At 57.7% G+C, this 23,564-nt stretch carries 24 protein-coding genes; 16 read left to right on the top strand and 8 right to left on the bottom strand.

Going from position 1 to position 23,564, the window contains the following annotated elements:
• Window positions 1-33: 33 nt before the first annotated feature.
• Both D5067_RS13680 and D5067_RS13675 read left to right on the top strand, forming a co-directional pair.
• Complete coding sequence (locus D5067_RS13680; RefSeq protein WP_119934601.1) at window positions 34-603, top strand: carboxymuconolactone decarboxylase family protein; 570 nt, start codon at window positions 34-36, stop codon at window positions 601-603.
• The gene (locus tag D5067_RS13675; RefSeq protein ID WP_119934600.1) at window positions 596-1,213 is read left to right on the top strand and encodes a CDP-alcohol phosphatidyltransferase family protein; all 618 of its coding nucleotides are present in this window, start codon (window positions 596-598) and stop codon (window positions 1,211-1,213) included. The genes D5067_RS13680 and D5067_RS13675 overlap by 8 nt, the downstream gene beginning before the upstream one ends.
• On the opposite strand, the gene D5067_RS13670 is transcribed toward D5067_RS13675, so the two are convergent.
• The 6 genes from D5067_RS13670 to xthA all read right to left on the bottom strand — a co-directional run bounded on the left by D5067_RS13670 (window position 1,210) and on the right by xthA (window position 7,385).
• On the bottom strand, window positions 1,210-2,517 hold the full coding sequence (locus D5067_RS13670) for a sulfurtransferase (protein ID WP_119934599.1): 1,308 nt from the start codon (window positions 2,515-2,517) through the stop codon (window positions 1,210-1,212). The genes D5067_RS13675 and D5067_RS13670 overlap by 4 nt on opposite strands.
• 73 nt (window positions 2,518-2,590) lie before the next feature.
• Entirely contained in the window at window positions 2,591-3,211 is a 621-nt protein-coding gene (locus tag D5067_RS13665; RefSeq protein WP_119934598.1) for an ATP-binding cassette domain-containing protein, read from the bottom strand.
• On the bottom strand, window positions 3,211-4,740 hold the full coding sequence (locus tag D5067_RS13660) for an ABC transporter permease family protein (protein ID WP_119934597.1): 1,530 nt from the start codon (window positions 4,738-4,740) through the stop codon (window positions 3,211-3,213). Before D5067_RS13660 ends, D5067_RS13665 begins: the two co-directional genes overlap by 1 nt.
• A complete protein-coding gene (locus D5067_RS13655) occupies window positions 4,713-5,873 on the bottom strand; it encodes an ABC transporter substrate-binding protein (RefSeq protein ID WP_119935439.1) in 1,161 nt (386 codons plus the stop codon). The genes D5067_RS13660 and D5067_RS13655 overlap by 28 nt, the downstream gene beginning before the upstream one ends.
• 15 nt (window positions 5,874-5,888) lie before the next feature.
• Window positions 5,889-6,572 carry a TVP38/TMEM64 family protein gene (locus D5067_RS13650; RefSeq protein ID WP_119934596.1) on the bottom strand — a complete coding sequence of 228 codons (684 nt, stop codon included), beginning with the start codon at window positions 6,570-6,572 and terminating at the stop codon, window positions 5,889-5,891.
• A 6-nt stretch (window positions 6,573-6,578) separates the two neighbouring features.
• Window positions 6,579-7,385 (bottom strand): exodeoxyribonuclease III, encoded by an 807-nt coding sequence (gene xthA, locus D5067_RS13645; protein WP_119934595.1) that lies wholly within the window; start codon window positions 7,383-7,385, stop codon window positions 6,579-6,581.
• Window positions 7,386-7,818: 433 nt separating this feature from the next.
• On the opposite strand from xthA, the gene astC reads away from it, so the two are divergent.
• The 7 genes from astC (at window position 7,819) to ves (ending at window position 15,530) form a co-directional block, all read left to right on the top strand.
• On the top strand, window positions 7,819-9,039 hold the full coding sequence (astC, locus tag D5067_RS13640; protein WP_119934594.1) for a succinylornithine/acetylornithine transaminase: 1,221 nt from the start codon (window positions 7,819-7,821) through the stop codon (window positions 9,037-9,039).
• Window positions 9,036-10,070, top strand: coding sequence for an arginine N-succinyltransferase (gene astA, locus D5067_RS13635; protein WP_119934593.1), 1,035 nt, complete (start codon window positions 9,036-9,038; stop codon window positions 10,068-10,070). Before astC ends, astA begins: the two co-directional genes overlap by 4 nt.
• Complete coding sequence (gene astD / locus D5067_RS13630; protein WP_119934592.1) at window positions 10,067-11,554, top strand: succinylglutamate-semialdehyde dehydrogenase; 1,488 nt, start codon at window positions 10,067-10,069, stop codon at window positions 11,552-11,554. Before astA ends, astD begins: the two co-directional genes overlap by 4 nt.
• Complete coding sequence (gene astB / locus D5067_RS13625; protein WP_119934591.1) at window positions 11,541-12,866, top strand: N-succinylarginine dihydrolase; 1,326 nt, start codon at window positions 11,541-11,543, stop codon at window positions 12,864-12,866. The genes astD and astB overlap by 14 nt, the downstream gene beginning before the upstream one ends.
• Before the next feature lie 10 nt (window positions 12,867-12,876).
• Window positions 12,877-13,842: a succinylglutamate desuccinylase gene (gene astE, locus D5067_RS13620; protein WP_119934590.1), complete on the top strand. Its 966-nt coding sequence runs from the start codon at window positions 12,877-12,879 to the stop codon at window positions 13,840-13,842.
• A gap of 339 nt (window positions 13,843-14,181) precedes the next feature.
• A complete protein-coding gene (spy, locus tag D5067_RS13615) occupies window positions 14,182-14,676 on the top strand; it encodes an ATP-independent periplasmic protein-refolding chaperone Spy (RefSeq protein WP_119934589.1) in 495 nt (164 codons plus the stop codon).
• 296 nt (window positions 14,677-14,972) lie between these two features.
• Window positions 14,973-15,530 (top strand): environmental stress-induced protein Ves, encoded by a 558-nt coding sequence (gene ves / locus D5067_RS13610; RefSeq protein WP_119934588.1) that lies wholly within the window; start codon window positions 14,973-14,975, stop codon window positions 15,528-15,530.
• On the opposite strand, the gene cho is transcribed toward ves, so the two are convergent.
• A complete protein-coding gene (gene cho / locus D5067_RS13605) occupies window positions 15,508-16,386 on the bottom strand; it encodes an excinuclease Cho (RefSeq protein ID WP_210433780.1) in 879 nt (292 codons plus the stop codon). The two genes, ves and cho, sit on opposite strands and share 23 nt — an antisense overlap.
• 178 nt (window positions 16,387-16,564) lie before the next feature.
• Complete coding sequence (gene nadE / locus D5067_RS13600) at window positions 16,565-17,392, bottom strand: NAD(+) synthase (protein ID WP_119934586.1); 828 nt, start codon at window positions 17,390-17,392, stop codon at window positions 16,565-16,567.
• A 231-nt stretch (window positions 17,393-17,623) separates the two neighbouring features.
• On the opposite strand from nadE, the gene osmE reads away from it, so the two are divergent.
• The 7 genes from osmE (at window position 17,624) to chbG (ending at window position 23,484) form a co-directional block, all read left to right on the top strand.
• Window positions 17,624-17,968: an osmotically-inducible lipoprotein OsmE gene (gene osmE, locus D5067_RS13595; protein ID WP_010430142.1), complete on the top strand. Its 345-nt coding sequence runs from the start codon at window positions 17,624-17,626 to the stop codon at window positions 17,966-17,968.
• 281 nt (window positions 17,969-18,249) lie between these two features.
• The gene (gene chbB / locus D5067_RS13590) at window positions 18,250-18,567 is read left to right on the top strand and encodes a PTS N,N'-diacetylchitobiose transporter subunit IIB (RefSeq protein ID WP_112009437.1); all 318 of its coding nucleotides are present in this window, start codon (window positions 18,250-18,252) and stop codon (window positions 18,565-18,567) included.
• 80 nt (window positions 18,568-18,647) lie between these two features.
• The gene (gene chbC, locus D5067_RS13585; RefSeq protein WP_119934585.1) at window positions 18,648-20,006 is read left to right on the top strand and encodes a PTS N,N'-diacetylchitobiose transporter subunit IIC; all 1,359 of its coding nucleotides are present in this window, start codon (window positions 18,648-18,650) and stop codon (window positions 20,004-20,006) included.
• A 46-nt stretch (window positions 20,007-20,052) separates the two neighbouring features.
• Window positions 20,053-20,400: a PTS N,N'-diacetylchitobiose transporter subunit IIA gene (chbA, locus tag D5067_RS13580; protein ID WP_119934584.1), complete on the top strand. Its 348-nt coding sequence runs from the start codon at window positions 20,053-20,055 to the stop codon at window positions 20,398-20,400.
• A 29-nt stretch (window positions 20,401-20,429) separates the two neighbouring features.
• Window positions 20,430-21,248, top strand: coding sequence for a transcriptional regulator ChbR (gene chbR, locus D5067_RS13575; RefSeq protein ID WP_119934583.1), 819 nt, complete (start codon window positions 20,430-20,432; stop codon window positions 21,246-21,248).
• A 110-nt stretch (window positions 21,249-21,358) separates the two neighbouring features.
• On the top strand, window positions 21,359-22,714 hold the full coding sequence (locus D5067_RS13570; protein ID WP_119934582.1) for a 6-phospho-beta-glucosidase: 1,356 nt from the start codon (window positions 21,359-21,361) through the stop codon (window positions 22,712-22,714).
• Between the two features lie 11 nt (window positions 22,715-22,725).
• A complete protein-coding gene (chbG, locus tag D5067_RS13565; protein ID WP_119934581.1) occupies window positions 22,726-23,484 on the top strand; it encodes a chitin disaccharide deacetylase in 759 nt (252 codons plus the stop codon).
• Window positions 23,485-23,564: the final 80 nt, after the last annotated feature.

Here is a 23,564-nt window from a genome sequence, read left to right as displayed (position 1 = left end):
CCTTTCAAAGAGTCCAGCCATCAGGAGAATCAGGTGAAAGAGACATACGCCTGGGTAACGCCCCTCGAATCCGTGCCCGCCAGCCTAAAACCGATTGCCGCCATGCAGCAAAAACGCTTCGGTGCGGTGCTCAACCCGACGCGCTGGTGGGGGCGTATGCCGCGTCTGTTCTGGCTGGTGGCGCTGTTCGTGGGTTTTCTGGAGCGAAGAAAAGCACGTCTTTCCCCCGTGCTGCGCTCGCTGCTGATGACGCGAGTCTCGCAGCTCTGCCACTGCGCATTCTGCGTTGATGCCAACAGCCTGCGCCTTGCCGAACGCTCGGGCGCGCTGGATAAGGTGCAGGCCGTCAGCGCGTGGCGCCATTGCACGTTGTTCAGCGAGGAGGAGCGTGCCGCGCTGGCCTATGCAGAGGCGGTTACCGCTACGCCGCCGCAGGTAGACGAGGCCATCAAAAGGGAGATGAAGCGACACTTTACGGATGACGCGATTACCGAAATGACGGCGCTAATTGCGTTCCAGAACCTCTCCGCGCGCTTTAACGCCGCGCTCGACATTCCGGCTCAGGGGCTGTGCGCCACGTTTAAGGATAAACCGCATGCTTGACCGTCACCTGCATCCGCGCCTCAAGCCCGCGCTTCACCGGCTGGCCACGATGCTGGATAAGCCGGGCATTTCGCCGGATGGACTCACGCTTGCGGGGTTTGCCATCGGGGTGCTGGCGCTGCCGTTTCTGGCGCTGGGCTGGTATCCGGCAGCGCTGGCGGCGATTGTATTGAACCGGCTGCTCGATGGCCTGGACGGCGCGCTCGCACGGCGCCGAGGTCTGACCGACGCGGGGGGCTTTCTCGATATCGCGCTCGATTTTCTGTTTTACGCGCTGGTGCCGTTTGGCTTTGCGCTGGCAGCACCTGCAGAGAATGCGCTGGCCGCGGCCTGGCTGCTGTTTGCGTTTATCGGCACCGGCAGCAGTTTTCTGGCCTTTGCGGCGCTGGCGGCGAAGCATGATATTAATAACCCCGGCTATGCGCACAAGTCCTTTTACTACATCGGCGGGCTAACGGAGGGAACGGAGACCATCGCGCTGTTTGTGCTGTGCTGCCTGTTTCCGGCGCACTTCGCGCTCCTTGCGTGGGTGTTTGGCGCGTTGTGCTGGTTGACCACCACAACGCGCATCTGGAGCGGTTACGTGATGCTGAAGTCGCTCAGCGCTTAACGCGACGATTCTGGCCCGCGCGCGCCGGTTGAAACGGGATTTTGCGGATGGCTGCTCCACTCATACCAGCCGCCGTCATAGACCGCGACGTTCTGCCAGCCCATCGCGCGGGCGTACATGAAGGTTTCAGACGCGCGCCAGCCGGTGCCGCAGTAAAACGCGACGTGCTGCTCCGGCAGGATGTTCCACGTTTTCCACATGGCGGCAATATCCGCGGCGCTGCGCATGGTGCCGTCCGGGTTGTGGAAATCTTCCATGTGGGTCGCGTCGCTGCCCGCGTGGCCCCAGCGCGCCCCGGCGATTTCGCCTTTTGGCTTGATGTAGCTGTAGCCGCTGGTTTCACCGATAAACTCCGGCCACGAGCGGATGCTGACCAGCGAGGCATCCTGACGGTGCAGCATGCCGCGAGCCTGCTCCATATCCACCATCAGCTGCGGCTGTCCGGGGATCGGGGCGCCGAAGTCCGGCGCCGGCTTCACCTTCTCAGGCGTACCGCGTTCGACCGGCAGGTTCGCGTCGGACCATGCCTTCCAGCCGCCATCAAGAATACGGACATCCTTCACGCCCGCGTAGAGCATAATCTGCGCCACGCGCGCGGCGGCATACACGTCGCGACCGTACAGAATGACGGTGGTATCGTGGCGGATCCCGTGCTTCGCCAGCAGCGCTTTCAGCTTGTCGTCAGAAACCTTGTTCCACAGCGGTTCGCTCTCCACCTCGTTGGTGTCGATGTAGCCTGCGCCCGGAATATGGCTGAGCAGGTAAAACTTCGGCGCGCCCCAGGCGGCTTCAATCACCTTCCAGCTGCCCGCCGGGGCCGCCGTTACCTGCTTGCCCTGCTGCAGCTGGTGGATCCACTGGGGATAAACAAGCTGTTCGAAATGCGGCAAACGCTGCAGACGGTCGGGTACCTGCAGGGCGTCGCTGAGACGTGAAACGCGGGCGTAGCCCGCTTTTTCCAGACGCGCTTTGACCGCCTGATTATCAGCATCGCTGCCATAGAGGGCGATTGCCGTATCCGTCGTGAGCTGATGCTGTTTTGCCCAGGTGCCGATCTGTTCATCGCTCATCGCGCTAAGCCAGGTTGCGGAGAGGTTGAGGGCGGCAGGTTCGTGGCCGGAAGACGCGCTGAGCGTTTGCGGCCAGCCGTTGTAAAACGCGCTGACGCGGGTATCAATCACCGCGCCGTGCTGTGCCTGGAGCTGAGCCAGCGTGAGCGTGTGGGGCATATCAGCAGCCAGAGAGGGAAATGAGGCGAGGCCGCAGAGCAGGGCCAGCGCGGTCAGTTGAGAAACACGTTTCATCGGAAAACCTGACGTTAAGAAATGAGGGGGGCATTGTCGGATCTCCTGAAACAGAAAACATTGCGTTAGCACATTATTGCCAGCGAGAAATTTCAATCACCTTTCCACCGGGCGGAACGTCCTCTTCGTCATGCGTAACCAGCACCGCCGGAATATTGCGCGCGCGGATCGCCTCAAATACCCATGCCCGAAAGGCGACGCGAAGAGTTTTATCCAGGCGGCTGAAGGGTTCATCGAGCAGTAACGCCTGCGGTTCCGCCAGCAGGGCGCGAAGCAGGCTGACCCTGGCGCGTTCCCCCCCGGACAGCGTCGCGGGATCGCTGGAAAAGTGGTTTCCCAGCCCGGCGGAGCCGAGCGCCTTTTCTACCGTATCGTATCGCGCCTGCCCTTTGAGGTGCGCAGGCAAGGCCAGCATCAGGTTTTGTCCGACGCTGAACGCGTCAAACAGGAGGGCATCCTGAAAGAGAATGCCTATCCCGCGTTTTTCCACCGGGAGCGTATCGCAGCGGCGTTCGTTCAGCCAGAGCTCGCCGCGGGCCGTAAAGTCAGAGGACAGCGCCCCCACCATCCAGGAAAAGAGCGTCGATTTACCGCTGCCGGAGGGGCCCATCAGCGTGACAATTTCGCCGCTATTCACGCTGAAGCTGACGTCGTGGAAAAGTGGCGAAAGGGTGAGGTTTTTCACGTTAAGCATTAACGCAATCCTTGTCGGTAGCGGCCTGCGAGCCGGGAGAGCAGCGCGGCGATGCCAAACACCGAGCCCGTTAATACCAGCAGACCCAGCGCCCGGCCGGCCAGTATCGGGATGCTGCCGCCGCTGCTGAGGGCGACGGCCTCCGTGGTGAGAGTGGCAAAACGTCCCGCTCCCAGCCAGAGGGTGGGCATATATTGCGCCATGCTCACGGAAAACCCGGTGGCGAAGGCCAGAAGTGCAGGGCGAATCAGCAGCGGGCATTTCACCCGACAGAAGATTTTAGCGCGTCCCCAGCCCAGCGTTTTGGCGGTCAGGGGCAGCCGAGGGTCGAGCCTGCGCCAGGCGGGCTGGAGCACCAGCAGCATCCAGGGTAATACCCACAGCAGATGGCTCCAGAGCACGGCGGCGTACTGCCCGTCGATACCCAACCGGAGTGCCAAAAAATATTGTCCCGAAACGAGCGGCAGCGCGGGGAGGGCAAGCGGCAGCCAGACCCACGGTGCGCCGCGCTGCGGCCCCCATTCCAGCCAGAGAAAGATTATCCCGAGGGCAGCCAGGCTGGAGAGCAGACCGAATGAAAGGCTATCACCGACAGGACCGAAATCGTCGTGTCGCGCCAGCGTCAGCAGCACGAGGGCGCAAAGCACGCCGCACGCCGGAAGCAGGCCGCACAGGGAGCGCGCGGGAAGGGCGGTATCAGCGTGCCGACGAACCCCCGACAGGATGGGCTGCGTGCGCCGCCACGCTGACCAGGCGCCGTAGCCCAGCGCGGAAAGCGCGGCCAGAAGCAGAAGCAAGATCAGGCACAGCAGCATCCCCTTCGTCTGCTGCTCCGCATCTCCCTGGCTCAGCCACTGCCAGGCCAGCACCGCCAGCGTGGGTGGGTTGCCCGGCCCAAGCACGATTGCCACATCCACAACCGACAGCGACCAGGCCAGCACGGCGAGCATCACCGCCCCCAGCGCAGGGGCAATTGCCGGGAGGATGAGCCAGCTCAGGGCCTGAAGGCGCCCGTAGCCGAACGTCCGTAACACCACGTTTTGCTGCGCGAGGCGCTGCTCGGGCAGTACGGCATAGATTGCCCACAGCACAAAGGCGCTCTCTTTGACGGCCAGCGTCATCCCAAGCCCCACGCCGTAACGGTCAATCTGCGGCGAGCAGACCGTGCAGACCTGATAAAGCAGGCCGCCTTCGGCAAACATCAGCAGAGCGCTGGTGGCAAACGCCACGTGAGGAATTGCCAGCAGCCATGGCAGACGGGTGCTCAGCCGCCGCCAGCGCTCGCCGGGCCAGAGAAGCGTCACCAGGCTCAGGGCGATAAGCAGGGAGCCCAGCGTCGCAATCAGCGCAGAGATCAGCGTGGCGGCCAGCGCCTGGGGCAGCTGCGTGTCGCTCAGCAACAGCTGCCAGCCGGACGCCGAAAAGGCGGGCGCGATCAGCATCACGCCGGCGGGGATCGTCGGAAGATAGATGGCCGCCATCGCGAGCCAGACGATCGCGCTTATCGGGTTCCGTAGCGGCGAAGCCATTCCTGCTCCAGCGCGTTAACCCAGGCCGCATGCGGCTCAGGAAGCACCTCCGGTAACCCCTCAGGCGTCAGGGCGGTGAGGCGCTTTGCCTCCTCTGCGGGCAGCGTTCTGGCGTCAAGCACGCTCGGATCGCCCCAGATGGCGGGGTCAGCCTTGCGAAGCTGTGCCTGCGGTGAAAGCAGGAAGTTTGCGACCACTTTTGCCCCAGCGCTTGCGCCGGCATTTGCCGGAATGGCGACGAAATGAACGTTACCCAACATGCCGTCGTGAAAACCGAAGCTGTAGCTGTCGGCAGGGAGTTCGCCGCTCGCCGCTTTCTGCTGCGCGTGGGAGGGGTTGAACGTCAGCGACAGGTTCAGGCTGCCGCTAGCCAGCAGGGCGTCCATTCGTGCAGGCGACGGAGGGAAATCGTTACCCTCCCGCCACAGGAGCGGGTGCAGCGCGTCGAGGTAAGCCCACAGCGGGGCCGTTACCTGCGCAAAAGTCTTGTCCGGCGCTTTTTTGAGCGCATCAGGCCGCGCGGTCAGCGACAGAAGCAGCTGTTCCAGAAACGCGGTGCCGGTGAAATCTGGCGGACGCGGATAGCTCACCTTGCCCGGATGCTGCCGGGCGTAAGCCAGTAACGCCTGCGGGTCGCCGGGCGGCGTCGGTGTGGTGGCTTTACGGGCAATAAAGGTAAGCTGCGCCCCGCCCCACGGGGACTCTGCGCCTTCGGTCGGGATAGCGAAATCTTCCGCGACCGGCTTGTGGGTATCAACGTATCGCCAGTTTGGCAGGGACTGTGCCCATCCGCTTTGCAGCAGATTTGCCTCTTTCAGGGTGCGGAAATTTTCACCGTTAACCCACAGCAGATCGACCGAGCCGTGGGCCTTACGTCCCGCAGCCTGTTCCGTCTGGATCCGTTTTACCGCATCGGCGGCATCGGCCAGGTGCACAATCTTAAGGCTGATGGCGTAGTGGGTTTTCATCTCACCGCTGACCCAGTCGAGGTAGCGGTTAACGGCCGGATCGCCGCCCCAGGCGTTAAACCAGACGGTCTGACCTCTGGCGTCCTGTTGAATAGCCTGCCAGCCGTCCGCGGCCGCGGCAGGCATTGCCAGCAGCAGGCCAGTCAGAAACGCGCAAAAACGCACACGGCGCATAATGCCTCACTTTTTAGTCGACGGGGTGTAACGGGAAAATAGCCAGCGCGTGACCAGCGGTAATAACCCTAATAGTGTAAAGGCGAACAGCAGCGGGAGCGACAGAATATCGTGCAGCGTGGCCACTTTAGACAGTTCGCGCCCGGCATTCAGGAAGACGACCGTTGCAGGCAGCATGGCAAGCTGGCTCACCCACCAGTAACGGCGCACGCTGATGTCCGTCAGCCCCATCAGTAAATTGACGACGAAGAACGGGAACAGCGGCATCAGGCGCAGGGCAAAGAGATACTGCGCGCCTTCGCGCGCCATGCCGGCGTTCACGATTTTCATCTGCCGGGCAAAGCGCCGCTGCACACCGTCGCGAAGCACATACCGGCTGGCGAGCATGGCAAGCGTAGCGCCGAGCGTGGAGGCGAACGATACCAGCAGCACCCCTTGCCAGAGGCTAAAGATGGCGCCACCCAGCAGGGTCAGGATCGCCGCGCCGGGGATCGACAGGGCGGATACCGCCGCATAGACGGCAAAATAGAAAACCGCGCTTCGCAGCGGATTTTGCTCAACAAAAACCAGCAGCGCCTGCCGGTGGGTTTTAATGGCTTCGAGAGAAAGCATGCCCGGCGGGATAAAAATAAACGCCAGCGCAAATGCGCCCAGAAGGGCGCACAGGAAAAGCAGTTTTTGAGTATTCACACGGAATTACAGCTTGAATTTCGCCCACACCGGCGCGTGGTCAGACGGTTTTTCCATGCCGCGGATATCGTAATCAATGCCGGTTTCGACGCAGCGCTCGGCCAGCGGGGCGCTGGCCAGCAGCAGGTCGATGCGCAGGCCGCGGTTGTCATCGAATCCTTTTGAGCGATAGTCAAACCATGAGAAACGATCCTGCGTCTCCGGGTTAGCGGTACGGAAGGTATCCACCAGGCCCCAGTCCAGCAGACGCTGCATCCACTCGCGCTCTTCCGGCAGGAAAGAACATTTCCCGGTGCGCAGCCAGCGTTTGCGGCTGTCTTCACCAATGCCGATATCCAGGTCGGTCGGGCTGATGTTGACATCGCCCATGATCAGCACCGGGTTCTCTTTTTTCAGCTCGGTGGTCAGGTAGTGCTGCAGATCCTGATAAAACTTCGCTTTAGCCGGGAATTTGGTCGGATGGTCGCGGCTTTCGCCCTGCGGGAAATAGCCGTTAATCACGGTGATGTTGCCCAGCGGGGAAGGAAGCTCTGCCATGATGATGCGGCGCTGGGCTTCTTCGTCATCCCCCGGGAAGCCGCGGCGTACGGAAATTGGCGTCTCTTTGGTCAGCAGCGCCACGCCGTAGTGGCCTTTTTGCCCGTGGTAAAAGACGTTGTAGCCGAGTTTCGCCACCTCTTCCAGCGGGAACATGTCGTCATGAACCTTTGTCTCCTGCAGGCCGATGACATCCGGCTGATGTTGTTCAACGATAGCTTCAAGCTGGTGAGGGCGGGCGCGCAGGCCGTTGATATTAAAAGAGACAAATTTCATAGTCGCTGCCAGTTCCAGGTAAATAGTGCATGGATGTTAGCAGAAATTGCGTCGGCTGTTATCGGCTTCGCCCAATTACTGCGACAGATAATGTTAACGGTGCAATATTTGCACCATTCTGACGCGTCTCGCCCTCAAACAGGGCGTAAACGGACAATAAATTTCGCCAGCGATCACAATTCCAGAATTATATTTGGCCTGTGCATACTCTTTCTGATTTTCATGCGGCAAAGCGCCGCTTACCGTAAAAATATTCACTTTTTATGCATTAACAGTGAATAACTCCATATCGTAACCTGTTGATATTCTGTTGCCCAACCCCGTTTATGCATTTATATCGCTGGCTGGCACGAACTCTGCAATCTACATTCACAGTGCAAACATTCAACTATTTAACATTTAAACAACCTTTTATTTACCGGATGAGGTCGCTATGTCTCTGTCAATTACGCGTGAAAATTTCGATGAATGGATGATGCCGGTTTACGCTCCGGCGGCTTTTATTCCGGTTCGTGGGGAAGGCTCGCGCCTGTGGGATCAGCAGGGCAAAGAGTATATCGACTTTGCGGGCGGAATTGCGGTCAACGCGCTGGGGCATGCGCACCCGGCGCTGCGTCAGGCGCTGAACGACCAGGCGGCGAAGTTCTGGCATACCGGCAACGGGTATACTAACGAACCGGCGCTGCGTCTGGCGAAAAAACTGATCGACGCCACCTTTGCGGAAAAAGTCTTTTTCTGTAACTCCGGGGCAGAAGCCAACGAAGCCGCGCTGAAGCTGGCGCGTAAATATGCGCACGACAAATTTGGCGCGCACAAGAGCGGTATCGTGGCGTTTAAAAACGCCTTCCACGGGCGCACGCTGTTTACCGTGAGCGCAGGCGGCCAGCCGTCCTACTCGCAGGATTTTGCGCCGCTGCCGCCGGACATCCGCCACGCCGTGTATAACGACCTGCAGTCTGCCCGCGAGCTGATTAACGACGCAACCTGTGCGGTGATCGTTGAGCCGATGCAGGGCGAGGGCGGCGTGATGCCAGCGCAAAAAGCCTTCCTGCAGGGGCTGCGCGAGCTGTGCGATCGCCACAACGCGGTGCTGATTTTTGACGAAGTGCAGACGGGCGTTGGCCGTACCGGCGAGCTGTACGCCTATATGCACTATGGCGTCACGCCGGACGTGCTTTCTACCGCCAAAGCGCTGGGCGGCGGCTTCCCGGTGGGCGCTATCCTGACCACCGATAAATTTGCCAGCGTGATGACGGTGGGCACCCATGGAACGACCTACGGCGGTAACCCGCTGGCGTCAGCCGTGGCCGGACAGGTGCTGGACATCATCAATACGCCTGAGGTGCTGAACGGCGTGAAGCAGCGTCACGACTGGTTTGTGGAACGCCTTAACGCCATCAACAGCAAGACCGGGCTGTTTAAAGAGATCCGCGGCCTGGGGCTATTAATTGGCTGCGAGCTCACGCCTGAGTTTGCCGGAAAAGCTAAACTTATCTCACAGGAAGCGGCAAAGCTGGGCGTGATGGTGCTGATTGCGGGTGCCAACGTGGTGCGCTTTGCCCCTGCGCTGGTTGTCAGCGAAGAAGAGGTAAGAACCGGCTTAGATCGTTTTGCCAGGGCCTGTGAACAGGTGAAGTCCGGGGTGTCATCATGATGGTTATCCGTCCCGTTGAGCGCGGCGATCTTGCCGGGCTCATGCAGCTTGCCGGTAAGACGGGAGGCGGGCTGACCTCGCTTCCTGCCGATGAAACCACGCTTTCGGCGCGCATTGAGCGCGCCCTGCAAACCTGGCAGGGGACGTTGCCAAAAAGCGAACAGGGCTATGTGTTCGTGCTGGAAGAGACTGACACCGGAACCGTTGCCGGGATTTGCGCCATCGAAGTGGCCGTGGGGCTGAACGACCCCTGGTACAACTACCGCGTCGGCACCATGGTTCACGCCTCGAAAGAGCTGAACGTCTATAACGCGCTGCCGACCCTCTTTCTGTGTAACGATCATACCGGCGCCAGCGAGCTCTGTACGCTATTTCTGGATCCGGAATGGCGCAGGGAGGGCAACGGCTACCTGCTCTCGAAATCGCGCTTTATGTTTATGGCCGCCTTCCGCGATCGCTTTAATGAAAAAGTGGTCGCCGAGATGCGCGGCGTTATTGATGAGACGGGCTACTCCCCGTTCTGGGAAAGCCTCGGCGAGCGGTTCTTCTCCATGGAGTTCAGCCGGGCGGATTATCTCTGCGGCACCGGGCAAAAAGCGTTTATCGCCGAGCTGATGCCGAAACATCCTATCTATACCCATTTCCTCACTCCGCAGGCGCAGGCGGTGATCGGTGAGGTGCATCCGCAAACGGCACCCGCGCGCGCGGTGCTTGAAAAAGAAGGGTTCCGCTACCGGAACTACGTCGACATCTTCGACGGCGGCCCAACGCTCGAATGCGATATCGACCGCGTGCGCGCCATCCGTAAAAGCCGGCTGGTGGAGGTTTCTGAGGGCCAGCCTGCGCCGGGCGAGTGGCCAGCGTGCCTGGTCTCAAACGAACATTATGAAAATTTCCGCGCCATGCTGGTGCGAACTAACCCAACGTGCGAGCGCCTGGTACTGACAGCCGCGCAGCTGGATGCCCTGAAATGTCACGCCGGCGACACGGTTCGCATGGTGCGACTCTGCCCTGAGGAGAAAACGGCATGACTTTATGGATTAACGGTGACTGGGTGACGGGTGAAGGTGAATTACGCGTTAAAACCAACCCGGTGAACAACGAGGTGCTCTGGAAGGGGAACGACGCCAGCGCGGCACAGGTAGAACACGCCGGTCAGGCCGCACGCCGTGCGTTTCCTGCGTGGGCAAAACAGCCTTTCTCCGTGCGTCAGGCAGTCGTCGAAAAGTTTGCCGGGCTGCTGGAGGCGAATAAAGCCGAACTGACGCGCATTATTGCCTCCGAAACCAGTAAACCGCGGTGGGAAGCGACAACCGAAGTGACGGCGATGATCAACAAAATCGCCATTTCGGTAAAGGCCTACCACGCGCGCACCGGCGAGCAGCTTACCGAGATGCCTGACGGCGCGGCCACGCTGCGCCACCGTCCACACGGCGTGCTGGCGGTATTTGGTCCGTACAACTTCCCCGGGCATCTGCCGAATGGCCACATTGTGCCCGCGCTGCTGGCGGGCAATACCGTGATTTTCAAACCGAGCGAGCTCACGCCTTTAACCGGCGAGGCGGTGGTCAAACTCTGGGAACAGGCCGGTCTGCCGCCGGGCGTGCTGAACCTGGTGCAGGGCGGACGGGAAGCCGGTCAGGCGCTGAGCGCGCTGAGCGATATCGACGGCCTGCTGTTTACCGGCAGCGCCGGGACGGGCTATCAGCTGCACCGCCAGCTGGCGGGGCAGCCGGAGAAAATTCTGGCCCTCGAAATGGGCGGTAACAATCCGCTGATCGTTGAAGATCCTGATGATATCGACGCTGCGGTTCACCTGACCATTCAGTCCGCCTTTATTACCGCCGGGCAGCGCTGTACCTGCGCCCGCCGCCTGCTGGTGAAGCGCGGCGCGCAGGGGGATGCCTTCCTGAAGCGTCTGGTAGAGGTTAGCGCGCGTCTGGTGCCGGCAAAATGGGATGCCGATCCGCAGCCGTTTATCGGCGGGCTGATTTCCGAGCAGGCGGCGCTGAACGTGCTGAAGGCCTGGCAGGAGCACGTTGCGCGCGGGGCGAAAACGCTGCTTGAGCCGAAGCAGGTGCAGGCGGGTACGTCGCTGTTGACGCCGGGCATTATTGAAATGAGTGCGGCAGGCAGCGTGCCGGATGAAGAGGTCTTTGGCCCGCTGCTGTGCGTCTGGCGCTATGACGATTTCGATAGCGCCATTGCGATGGCAAACAACACCCGCTACGGCCTGTCGAGCGGGCTGATTTCACCGCATCGCGAAAAGTTTGAACAACTGCTGCTGGAAGCGCGCGCCGGGATTGTGAACTGGAATAAACCGCTGACCGGCGCCGCGAGCACCGCGCCGTTCGGCGGCGTGGGCGCGTCGGGCAACCATCGCGCCAGCGCGTGGTATGCCGCCGATTACTGCGCGTGGCCGATGGCGAGCCTGGAGACGCCGGCGTTGACGCTGCCGGAGACGCTGAACCCGGGGCTGGATTTTACAAAGGGAGACGCCCATGAAAGCGCGTGAGGTAAACTTTGACGGGCTGGTGGGGCTGACGCACCACTATGCCGGGCTGTCGTTCGGCAATGAAGCCTCCACGAAGCACCGCTTTCAGGTCTCAAACCCGAAGCTGGCGGCGAAGCAGGGGCTGCTGAAAATGAAGGCGCTGGCGGATGCCGGTTTCCCGCAGGCGGTGATCCCGCCGCAGGAACGCCCTAACGTGGCCGTTCTGCGTCAGCTCGGTTTCAGCGGTACGGATGAGCAGGTGGTTGAAAAAGCGGGGACGCAGACGCCGCATCTGCTCTCCGCGGCAAGCTCTGCCTCCTCTATGTGGGTGGCAAACGCAGCGACCGTCGCGCCGTCAGCCGACACCCTGGACGGCAAAGTGCATTTGACGGTCGCCAACCTGAATAACAAATTCCACCGTGCGACCGAAGCAGAAACCACCGAGCGCGTGCTGCGCGCCATTTTTAAACATGATGCCCATTTCGACGTACATCAGGCGCTGCCGCAGGTGGCGATGTTTGGCGACGAAGGCGCGGCTAACCATAACCGGTTGGGCGGTGATTATGGCGATCCCGCCGTGCAGCTGTTTATCTACGGGCGGGAAGAGGGCGGGCACAGCGCGCCAACGCGCTATCCTGCACGTCAGACGCTGGCCGCAAGTCAGGCCGTGGCGCGCCTGAATCAGGTTAATCCGTCGCAGGTGATTTTCGCTCAGCAAAACCCGCATGTTATCGACCAGGGCGTGTTCCACAACGACGTGATTGCCGTTTCTAACCGCCAGGTGCTCTTCTGCCACGAGCAGGCGTTCGCGCAGCAGGAACGACTGCTCGCCACGCTGCGGGAGCGGGTCCCCGGATTTACGCCGATTCAGGTACCGACGCAGGCCGTCAGCGTGCAGGACGCGGTGGAAACCTACCTGTTCAACAGCCAGCTGCTGAGCCGCGACGACGGCAGCATGATGCTGGTTCTGCCCCAGGAGTCCCGCAATCACGACGGCGTATGGCGCTATCTGAGCGAGCTGGTTGCCGCTGATAACCCCATCGACGAGCTGCGCGTCTTTGACCTGCGTGAAAGCATGGCAAACGGCGGCGGGCCTGCGTGTTTACGCCTGCGCGTGGTATTAACGCAGCAGGAACAGCAGGCGGTGAACCCCGCGATCATGATGAACGACACGCTGTTTGCCACGCTGAATGACTGGGTGGATCGCTACTATCGCGACAGATTAACGCAGGCCGATCTGGTTGACCCGCAGCTGTTGCGCGAAGGTCGCGAGGCGCTGGATGCGTTGAGTCAGATCCTGCAGCTGGGGTCGGTTTATCCGTTCCAGCATTAAAGGAGGGAACATGGAGAATTTACTGGCGCTGACGCTGGCGGACGAAATGCCTGAACTGCGTGAGGGAGACGGCCCCTCGTTTCACTGGCGATGGCTGGGGCGCGGCGTGCTGGAGCTGACGCCGTTTGCGCCGGGCGATATGTCGCTGCTGCTCTCCACCGGCCTTCACGGCAACGAAACGGCGCCGGTTGAAATCGTCGACCTGCTGCTGCGCGCCCTTTTTCGCACCGATATCACCCTCAAGTGCCGCCTGCTGGTGGTGTTAGGCAACCCGCCTGCGCTGGCGCAAAATAAACGCTATCTGGTGAGTGACATTAACCGGATGTTCGGTGGGCGATGGGCGCAGTTCCCGCCGAGCGACGAAACGGTGCGGGCGCAGCGGCTGGAAAGCGTGGTGAATACGTTTTTTGCTGCTGCCGGATCGCGCCGCTGGCATCTCGATCTTCATACGGCGATCCGCGCGTCATACCATTTGCGTTTTGGCGTTTTACCGCAGCGCAGCCAGCCGTGGAATGAGGATTTCCTGGCCTGGCTCGGCAATGCGGGGCTGGAGGCGCTGGTCTTTCATCAGGCGCCTGGCGGGACGTTTACCCATTTCACCTGTGAAAATTGTGGCGCACTGGCCTGTACGCTTGAGCTGGGAAAAGCGCTGCCGTTCGGGCACAACGATCTGGAACGTTTTGCGCCCACGCATGTTGCGCTCAGGGCGCTGCTGGGGGGAACGCAGCCGGAACACACCCAGCAACCCGTTGAGCGCTACAGGGTGGTGCAGCAAATTACCCGCCGCAGCGATGCGTTCAGGCTGCATATGGCGGCGCACACGCTGAACTTTACGCCGTTTCGTCAGGGGGTGTTGCTGGCGGAGGATGGGGAGGAACGCTACGAAGTGCAAAAAACTACGGAGTATGTGTTATTCCCCAACCCGACGGTGGCCTTTGGGCTACGAGCCGGGCTGATGCTGGAAAAACTGCCATAACGACGTCCCCTCTCGGTATATGAGAGGGGAAACGGATGAAATTATTTCTTAGCGATAAAAGCGGTTGCGTTTATTTTGCGGAATATTCCTGGTGAATTGCTTTATTATTAAACGCCAGTTCGCTATACTCCTTCATAATATCTTTAAAATCATCTTGTTGAATATTTTTGTTTCCACTCTCCACGATTTTTCCTTAATTCCTCCACATTTGGCGAAAATTTGTTTTTTACACTTTCATTGTTTTACCGTTGCTCTGACTTATTGACGTTAAACCCCGTAAAGTTAATCTCGTCAACACGGCATAGCGCCGAAGAATAACTGAAAGAAAGGAAATAAATTATGCGTAAATTAACTGCACTGTTTGTTGCTTCTACCCTGGCTCTGGGCGCTACCAGCATGGCGTTCGCCGCAGATACCGCAACCTCGACCACCGCCGCGCCGGCTGAAGGCAAAATGATGATGCATCATAAAGGCAAGCCGGGGATGCACCACGATATGATGTTTAAAGACCTGAACCTCACCGATGCGCAGAAACAGCAGGTACGCGACATCATGAAAAGCCAGCGTGACCAGATGAAGCGTCCTCCGCTGGAAGAGCGCCGCGCGATGCACGACATCATCGCCAGCGACAGCTTCGACAAAGCGAAAGCTGAAGCGCAGATCGACAAAATGGCCGAGCAGCACAAAGCCGGTATGCTGGCCCGCATGGAAACCCAGAATAAGATCTACAACATTCTGACCCCGGAACAGAAAAAACAGTTTAATGCCAATTTTGAGAAGCGTCTGACAGAACGTCCGGCGCCGGAAGGTAAAATGCCAGCACCAGCCGAATAATCGGTTCAACATCTTAAGACCGCCGGGATCCTGTTCACATAAGCGCAATCGCTGTGGACAGGACCGGCGGTTTTTCTTTTCTGCCCTCTTGCCTGCCGCCAGAAGCGCGGTATTCTCCTGTAGTCGCTTCAGAGAATGTTCTGTTCTGTCATGGCGTTATGTTTTTTTTCAACGTCCCTAAGGTCCGTGCATTCTGCTGCCGATAATACGTCTGTGATTACCCAACGATAACAAACAAGACAGCAGCGATAGCGATATCGTTGCCCTGGTGCATGCTGCGCCCTTCAGGAGTGGTGATGGAGTACTTTGATATCCGTAAAATGCCGGTCAGTCTCTGGCGCAATGGTGCCGGTGAAACGCGTGAAATCTGCTGTTTCCCACCCGCCACGCGTGATTTTTCCTGGCGAGCCAGTATTGCGTCCATTGCCAGCAACGGTGAGTTCTCATCGTTTCCCGGCGTCGACCGGGTCATCACGCTGCTGGAAGGGGGAGAGGTGACGCTGGATGCGGGTAAGGCGTTTTTTCATAGGCTGAAACACCATCAGCCTTACCGCTTTACAGGCGAGGTCCCGGTGAAAGCGCTGCTTACGGAGGGGCAAATGTCTATGGATTTCAACGTCATGACCCGGCGTGAGCACTGTCAGGCAAAGGTGCGCGTGGCGGATCGTACCTTCACCACGTTTGCCTCGCGCGGTGGCGTAGTTTATGTGCTGAGCGGCGCGTGGCAGCTGGGTGAAAAACTGCTCACGGCCGACCAGGGCGCCTGTTGGGAAGAGGGAACGCACACCCTTCGTTTGCTGGAAACGGAAGGCACCCTGCTGTACGGGGAAATTACCTGGATGCCGGGTCACTGAGAGAAATGATCTCATACGCGCCGGTCAGGAGAGGTTTACAGAGAATTTTATAGCCGTCCTGATCGAATCCGGCGGGGGCGCGTAGCAGTGAGGCGGCGTCGTCGATATTCTCAACGGCTCCCAGCCAAAGCCAGTTATGGATGATGTGATAGTGCGTCATCTCATCTCTGCTCTCTTTCAATGCTACTGCACCGTCCCACGGCCAGCAGTTGACGCTGATCGAGGAGAGCCCTGCCATAAACCGCGCATGGTGTTCTTCAACGCTCTCTTTCCCGCAGCATGCCCCGGCGCAGCGTTTCAGCGCGGAGCGAAAACAGGCGCGTCCGCGCGTCGTCGGCTCAAGCCCGAGCAGGGTATAACAAAGCTGTAATTCGTCAGCCAGGGTTTGCAACGTCTGGAGCGCGGCGCGCTTGTTGGCAAACAGGCCGTAAAGGTTGGGCTCATGGGAGAAATCCACCTCGCGGGCATACACCACCTGAGGTTTACCGGCGGCGATCTGCAGCGAGCAGAGCTGACGGTTACGACGCAAACGCTTATTGAAAAGAGGCTGCTGTTCTTTTATCAGCCGCGCTTCAAGCAGCAGCGCGCCCAGCTCTCCCGCCGTGGGGATCCAGGTGATTCGCCGGGACTGGCGCAGCATGGCGGCTTCGTCAGGCGTGCGCAGATGTGATAACACCCTGCTGCGAATATTCACACTTTTGCCGATATAGAGCGGCATGGTGTCGCTTTCGCCATGAAAGAAGTAGACGCCGGGCAGTTTAGGCAGAGCCTCAAGCCAGGGGCGAAGATGTTCGGGATATTCATAGATGGCCGCCGCTTCAAACTCGAGACGCGGGGCGGATTGACGCCTGCTCACATACTGCTCCATATACTGTTCAGGTATACAGTGTAGCAGGTGTGTGGTGGTTAAAAAAGAGCCGGGTAGCGGCTACGCCTTACCCGGACATGACGTGCGGCCTGATGCCCTCACACCAACCCTCTCCCACGGGAGAGGGCGCAAACATTAAAAACGGTAACCAGGTTACCGTTTTGCTTTATTTTTTCCAGAAGTCGTCGAACACCGTAATCGGCGGACGGCGCTTGTGCTCGGTTTTCAGATACCAGCCTTCGATAATTTTCGCGGTAGCGTCATCCAGCGGTTTGCCTTCCAGATAATCATCGATGTTGTCATAGGTGACGCCCAGCGCGGCTTCGTCCGGCAGGGAAGGACGGTCGTCTTCAAGATCGGCAGTTGGCGCTTTCTTATACAGGTGCTCCGGGCAGCCCAGCGCCGCCAGCAGCTGTTTCCCCTGGCGCTTGTTCAGACGGAAGAGGGGGTTAATGTCGGTGCCACCGTCGCCATATTTGGTGAAAAACCCGGTGAGGGCTTCAGCCGCGTGATCCGTACCCACCACCACACCTTTGGTCATTCCGGCGATGCTGTACTGCGCCTTCATGCGTTCGCGCGCTTTTTCGTTGCCACGCACGAAGTCGCTCAGCTCAATACCTGCTTCGCGCAGCGCCTGCTCGCTGGCAAGTACGGCGCCTTTGATATTGACGGTAAGCACGCGGTCCGGCTGGATAAAGGCGATAGCATCCTGACAATCCTGCTCATCTGCCTGCACGCCATACGGAAGACGCACCGCGATAAACTGCAGCGCATCGTCACCGCTCTCGTCACGTAATTCGCTGATTGCCGTCTGGCTCAGCTTGCCGGCCAGCGTGGAATCCTGGCCGCCGCTGATGCCCAGCACCAGCGTCTTCAGGAAAGGGTGGGCTTTGAGGTAGGATTTTAAAAAATCAACGCTTCGGCGGATCTCTTCATTTGCGTCTATCGCGGGCTTCGCGCCCAGCGCCTGAATAATCTCGTGTTGTAGAGCCATGACGCCCTCCATATGCAGAATCAAACAGTTGATGTTATCTCTTAAAACTAACCCGTTGGGGGGAAAACGACAAGGATCACAGTTTTGAGTGCGCTTATTTGCGCCAATAAAGCAGCTTATCGTTGTTTTATTAGAATTTTCCGAAATTCGTCTGGCGGAACTCGCAAAGTTGAACAATAGTATTTTTTATCCCATGCTTAGTTAACACGCTGATAAACAAGAGGACGGAATATGAACAAGAACGTAGCAGGAATTTTAAGCGCAGCGGCGGTACTGACTATGCTGGCAGGGTGTACGGCTTACGATCGCACCAAAGATCAGTTCACACAGCCAGTAGTTAAAGATGTCAAAAAGGGCATGACGCGTTCGCAGGTTGCTGCAATTGCGGGTAAACCTTCTTCGGAAGTGACCATGATTCATGCAAAAGGCACCTGCCAGACCTACATCCTGGGTCAACGTGATGGTAAGGCAGAGACCTACTTTGTCGCCCTGGATGATACCGGACACGTGATCAATTCCGGTTATCAGACCTGCGCTGAGTACGACACCGATCCACAGGCACCTAAGGCGCAGTAACCGCGCTTGCCTGAGGTAGTCAACAAACCGGCCTGAGCGCCGGTTTTTTTATTCATACGTAAATCTTATTTCTTTGCGCGAATTATTTGCCCGAAATGTGAAGGCAGTCAACACGCCAGGTCAATGAGAGACAATTTGAGCCTATCCAGAATTATCCCCTCCTTGTACCATTGCGTATACTCACTCCAATGACAAACAACGGTAAGCAAACTACCCGTCAGCCGGGATAGCAAGTCGAGTGATAGCGCGACGGCGGGTGGTCAGACAAGAGGGAAGTTAATATGGAAAAGAAACATATCTATCTGTTCTGTTCTGCGGGCATGTCAACCTCACTGCTGGTTTCCAAGATGCGCGCGCAGGCCGAAAAGTACGAAGTCCCCGTGGTGATAGAAGCGTTTCCAGAAACGCTGGCGGGCGAGAAAGGCCAGGCGGCTGATGTCGTATTATTAGGGCCGCAGATCGCCTATATGCTGCCGGAAATTCAACGTCTGTTACCGAATAAACCGGTCGAAGTCATCGACTCGGGGCTGTATGGCAAGATTGATGGTTTAGGTGTACTGAAAGCTGCTGTTGCAGCAATTAAAAAAGCTGCTAATTAATTTTTTATTTTTCCCGTCAAAGAGTTATTTCACACACAATACGCCGTAACATGCGTTGCGGCATTTAAGGGTATTTTCCTATGAGTAAAGTCATCGCTTCACTTGAAAAGGTACTCCTTCCTTTTGCTGTTAAAATAGGAAAGCAGCCTCACGTTAACGCCATTAAAAACGGCTTTATTAAATTAATGCCGCTGACGCTGGCTGGGGCAATGTTCGTTTTAATTAACAACGTTTTTCTGAGCTTTGGTGAAGGTTCTTTCTTTTATTCATTAGGAATTCGGTTAGACGCTTCCACGATTGACACCCTTAATGGTCTTAAAGCCATCGGCGGCAACGTATACAACGGTACGTTGGGTATTATGTCGCTGATGGCACCTTTCTTTATTGGGATGGCATTAGCGGAAGAGCGAAAAGTGGATCCGCTGGCCGCGGGGTTATTATCCGTTGCCGCCTTTATGACCGTCACCCCTTATAGCGTAGGTGAGGCTTACGCCGTCGGTGCCAACTGGTTAGGTGGAGCAAACATTATTTCCGGTATCGTTATCGGCCTGGTGGTTGCTGAAATGTTCACCTTCATTATTCGCCGCAACTGGGTTATTCGCCTGCCGGATAGCGTGCCTGCGTCTGTCTCTCGTTCATTTTCCGCGCTGATCCCAGGCTTCATTATTCTCTCCATTATGGGGATTATCGCCTGGGCGCTCTCTCACTGGGGGACCAACTTCCACCAGATCATCATGGACTCTATCTCTACGCCGCTGGCGTCGATGGGTGGCGTGGTCGGTTGGGCGTATGTCATCTTTACCTCTCTGCTGTGGTTCTTCGGCGTACATGGTTCACTGGCACTGGCCGCGCTGGACAGCGGAATTATGACCCCGTGGGCACTGGAAAACGTTGCGCTTTACCAGCAGTACGGCTCCGTTGATGCGGCGCTGGCAGCCGGTAAAACCTTCCATGTGTGGGCGAAGCCGATGCTTGACTCCTATATCTTCCTGGGCGGTACCGGGGCGACGCTGGGTCTGATCATCGCGGTCTTTATTGTCTCTCGTCGCGCTGACCACCGTCAGGTTGCGAAACTGGCGCTGCCATCAGGCATCTTCCAGATCAACGAACCGATTCTGTTTGGTCTGCCAATCATCATGAACCCGGTGATGTTCATTCCTTTCATCCTGGTTCAACCGCTGCTGGCCGCGATTACGCTGACGGCGTACTACCTGGGCATTATTCCGCCGGTGACCAACATTGCGCCGTGGACAATGCCAGCGGGCCTGGGGGCGTTCTTCAATACCAACGGTAGCGTTGCCGCCTTCCTGCTGGCGATATTCAACCTCGGGATTGCAACCCTGCTCTACATGCCATTCGTGGCGATTGCGAATAAAGCCGCCACGGTTATTGATGAAGAAGAGAGCGAAGAGGATATCGCCCTCGCACTGAAATTCTAAAATTGCACGGCGCGGGGCAGCCCGCGCCAGCAAAAGGAGCGTAAAGATGTTAGATTTGGACAGTATCGTCGCAGAAGAAACCGCAGAGAATGAACTGGAAGAAGTGGTGATGGGTCTTATCATCAACTCCGGACAAGCCCGCAGCCTGGCCTATGCCGCACTGAAGCAGGCCAAACAGGGTGATTTCGCCGCAGCGAAAACCATGATGGATCAGTCCCGTATCGCGTTAAATGAAGCCCATCTCGTTCAGACGAAACTCATCGAAGGCGACCAGGGCGAAGGGAAGATGAAAGTGAGCCTGGTGCTGGTACATGCGCAGGATCACCTGATGACCTCGATGCTGGCGCGCGAGCTGGTGGCGGAGCTCATCGAGCTTCACGAGAAAATGCACTAAGTCAGGTCAGGTAGCAGGAGGTCAGCACGATGGAAATCAAAACCGCACTTGAGCAGCAACTGTTTAACGGCAAGAATTTTCACGTGGTTATCTACAACAAAACGGAAAGCGCCAGCGGTCTGCACCAGCATGACTACTACGAGTTCACGATTGTTCTGACCGGCCGCTACTACCAGGAGATTAACGGTAAGCGCGTTCTGCTGGAGCGCGGTGATTTTGTCTTCCTGCCGATGGGTTCCTATCACCAGAGCTTTTACGCGTTCGGTGCCACCCGCATCCTCAACGTGGGCGTGAGCAAGCGTTTTTTTGAAAAACACTATCAGCCGCTGGTACCGTTCTGCTTTGTGGCCTCGCAGGTATATCGCGTTAAAAACGAGTTTATGACCTGGATCGAAACGGTCATCGCGTCGCTTAACTTCCGCGACAGTGAATTCGATGAGTTTATTGAAACCGTGACCTTCTACGTGATGAACCGCCTTCGCCATCACCGCGAGGAACAGCAGGTGAGCGACGATATTCCTCAGTGGCTGCGCGGTACCGTTGAAATGATGCATGATAAATGTCAATTCAGCGACAATGCTCTGGAAAATATGGTGGCGCTCTCCGGGAAATCACAGGAATATCTCACCCGTGCCACCCAGCGCTATTACCGTAAAACGCCGGTGCAAATTATTAATGAGATCCGCATTAATTTTGCCAAGAAACAGCTGGAAATTACGAACTACTCTGTAACGGATATTGCTTACGAATCAGGTTACAGCAGTCCCAGCCTGTTTATTAAGACATTTAAGAAATTCACCTCATTCACACCGAGCAGTTACCGGAAGAATATTACGGTAATTAATTAACTTTCGGCGGTAATATCCGCCACGAATATTGACGTAATTGCTTGCCCAAATAGCGGGAAGAGAACGCTATACTTTGCAGGCGGTTAACCTGATACGCTAAGGGAGATATTATGCAACAGAAATTAAAAGTCGTAACTATTGGCGGCGGCAGCAGCTATACCCCGGAATTACTGGAAGGTTTCCTGAAACGTTATCATGAATTGCCGGTTAGCGAATTATGGCTGGTGGACGTTGAGGAAGGTCAGGAGAAGCTGAATATTATTTTCGAACTGTGCAAACGTATGGTCGAAAAAGCGGGCGTGCCGTTAACCGTGCATAAAACCCTCGATCGCCGCCTGGCGCTGAAAGACGCCGATTTCGTGACCACTCAGCTGCGTGTAGGCCAGCTGAAGGCGCGCGAGCTGGACGAACGTATTCCGCTGAGCCACGGCTATCTGGGCCAGGAAACCAACGGCGCGGGCGGCCTGTTTAAAGGTCTGCGCACCATTCCGGTTATTTTCGACATCATTAAAGACGTCGAAGAGATCTGCCCGAACGCCTGGGTGATTAACTTCACTAACCCGGCCGGGATGGTGACAGAGGCGGTTTATCGCCACACCGGTTTTAAACGCTTTATCGGCGTGTGCAATATCCCCATCGGCATGAAGATGTTTATTCGCGACGTGCTCAAGCTGACCGATAACGACGATCTCTCCATCGACCTGTTCGGTCTGAACCACATGGTGTTTATCAAAGACGTGATTGTAAACGGCCAGTCGCGCTTTGCAGAGCTGCTCGACGGCGTGGCGTCCGGTCGCCTGACGGCCGCATCGGTGAAAAATATCTTTGACCTGCCGTTTAGCGAAGGGCTGATTCGCTCCCTGAACCTGCTGCCGTGCTCCTACCTGCTTTACTACTTCAAGCAGAAAGAGATGCTGGCCATCGAAATGGGCGAGTACTACAAGGGCGGCGCGCGCGCCCAGGTGGTACAAAAAGTTGAGAAACAGCTGTTTGAGCTGTACAAAGATCCGAACCTGAACGTCAAACCGAAAGAGCTGGAACAGCGCGGCGGAGCGTACTACTCGGATGCGGCGTGTGAAGTGATCAACGCTATTTACAACGACAAACAGGCCGAGCACTACGTAAACGTGCCGCACCACGGGCACATCGACAACATCCCGGCTGACTGGGCCGTTGAGATGACCTGCATCCTGGGCCGCGATGGTGCAAAACCGCACCCGCGCATTACGCACTTTGACGACAAAGTGATGGGGCTGATCCACACCATTAAAGGCTTTGAAGTGGCGGCAAGCAACGCTGCGCTGAGCGGCGAACTGAATGACGTTCTGCTGGCGATGAACCTCAGCCCGCTGGTGCATTCCGATCGTGATGCCGAGCAGCTGGCGGGTGAGATGATCCTGGCGCATGAAAAATGGCTGCCGAACTTTGCTGCAACGGTTGAGAAGCTTAAATTCAAACAGCATTAAGAGGACGCGCGATGGAAAACCTGCTGATCGTAAATGCCGATGATTTTGGCCTGTCGAAAGGGCAGAACTACGGCATCATTGAAGCCTGTCGCCGGGGGGTAGTCACCTCGACGACGGCACTGATCAACGGCGAAGCGATTGACCACGCGGCGCAGCTGAGCCGCGAGGTGCCTGACCTGGGCGTAGGGATGCACTTTGTTCTTACGCTGGGCATGCCGCTTTCGTCGATGCCGGGCCTGACGCGTGACGGGCAGCTGGGTAAATGGATATGGGCGCAGGCAGAGCAGGACGCGCTGCCGCTCGACGAGATTACCCGCGAGCTGGACTGTCAGTACAACCGCTTTGTCGACGTCTTTGGTCGCAAACCGACACATATCGACAGCCACCACCACGTGCATATGATCCCGGCGATTTTCCCGATTGTCGCCGAGTTTGCAAAGCGTAAAGGGGTGGCGATGCGCGTGGATCGTGAGGTGCAGGCGCTGCATGGATTGTCGTTCTTCTCTGTGCCAACCACGGACGGTTTCAGCAGCGCGTTTTACGGCGAAGAAATCAGCGAAGCGTTGTTCCTGAAGGTGCTTGATGATTCCGCTACGCGCGGTGAAAGCTCGCTAGAAGTGATGGCGCACCCGGCGTTTGTCGATAATACGGTGCGCAAAAGCGCCTACTGCTGGCCGCGTCTGGCGGAGCTGGACGTGCTGACGTCGGCATCGCTCAAGTATGCGATTGCCGAGCGCGGGTATCGGTTGGGGACGTTTGAGGATCTTTGAGATAAAGCCCGGTGGCGGCTTCGCCTTACCGGGCCTACAATACCAATCGAAATGTAGGCCGGGTAAGCGCAAGCGCCACC

Source organism: Enterobacter huaxiensis, assembly GCF_003594935.2.
Classification (GTDB): domain Bacteria; phylum Pseudomonadota; class Gammaproteobacteria; order Enterobacterales; family Enterobacteriaceae; genus Enterobacter; species Enterobacter huaxiensis.
This window is presented reverse-complemented; position numbering and strand designations above follow the sequence as displayed.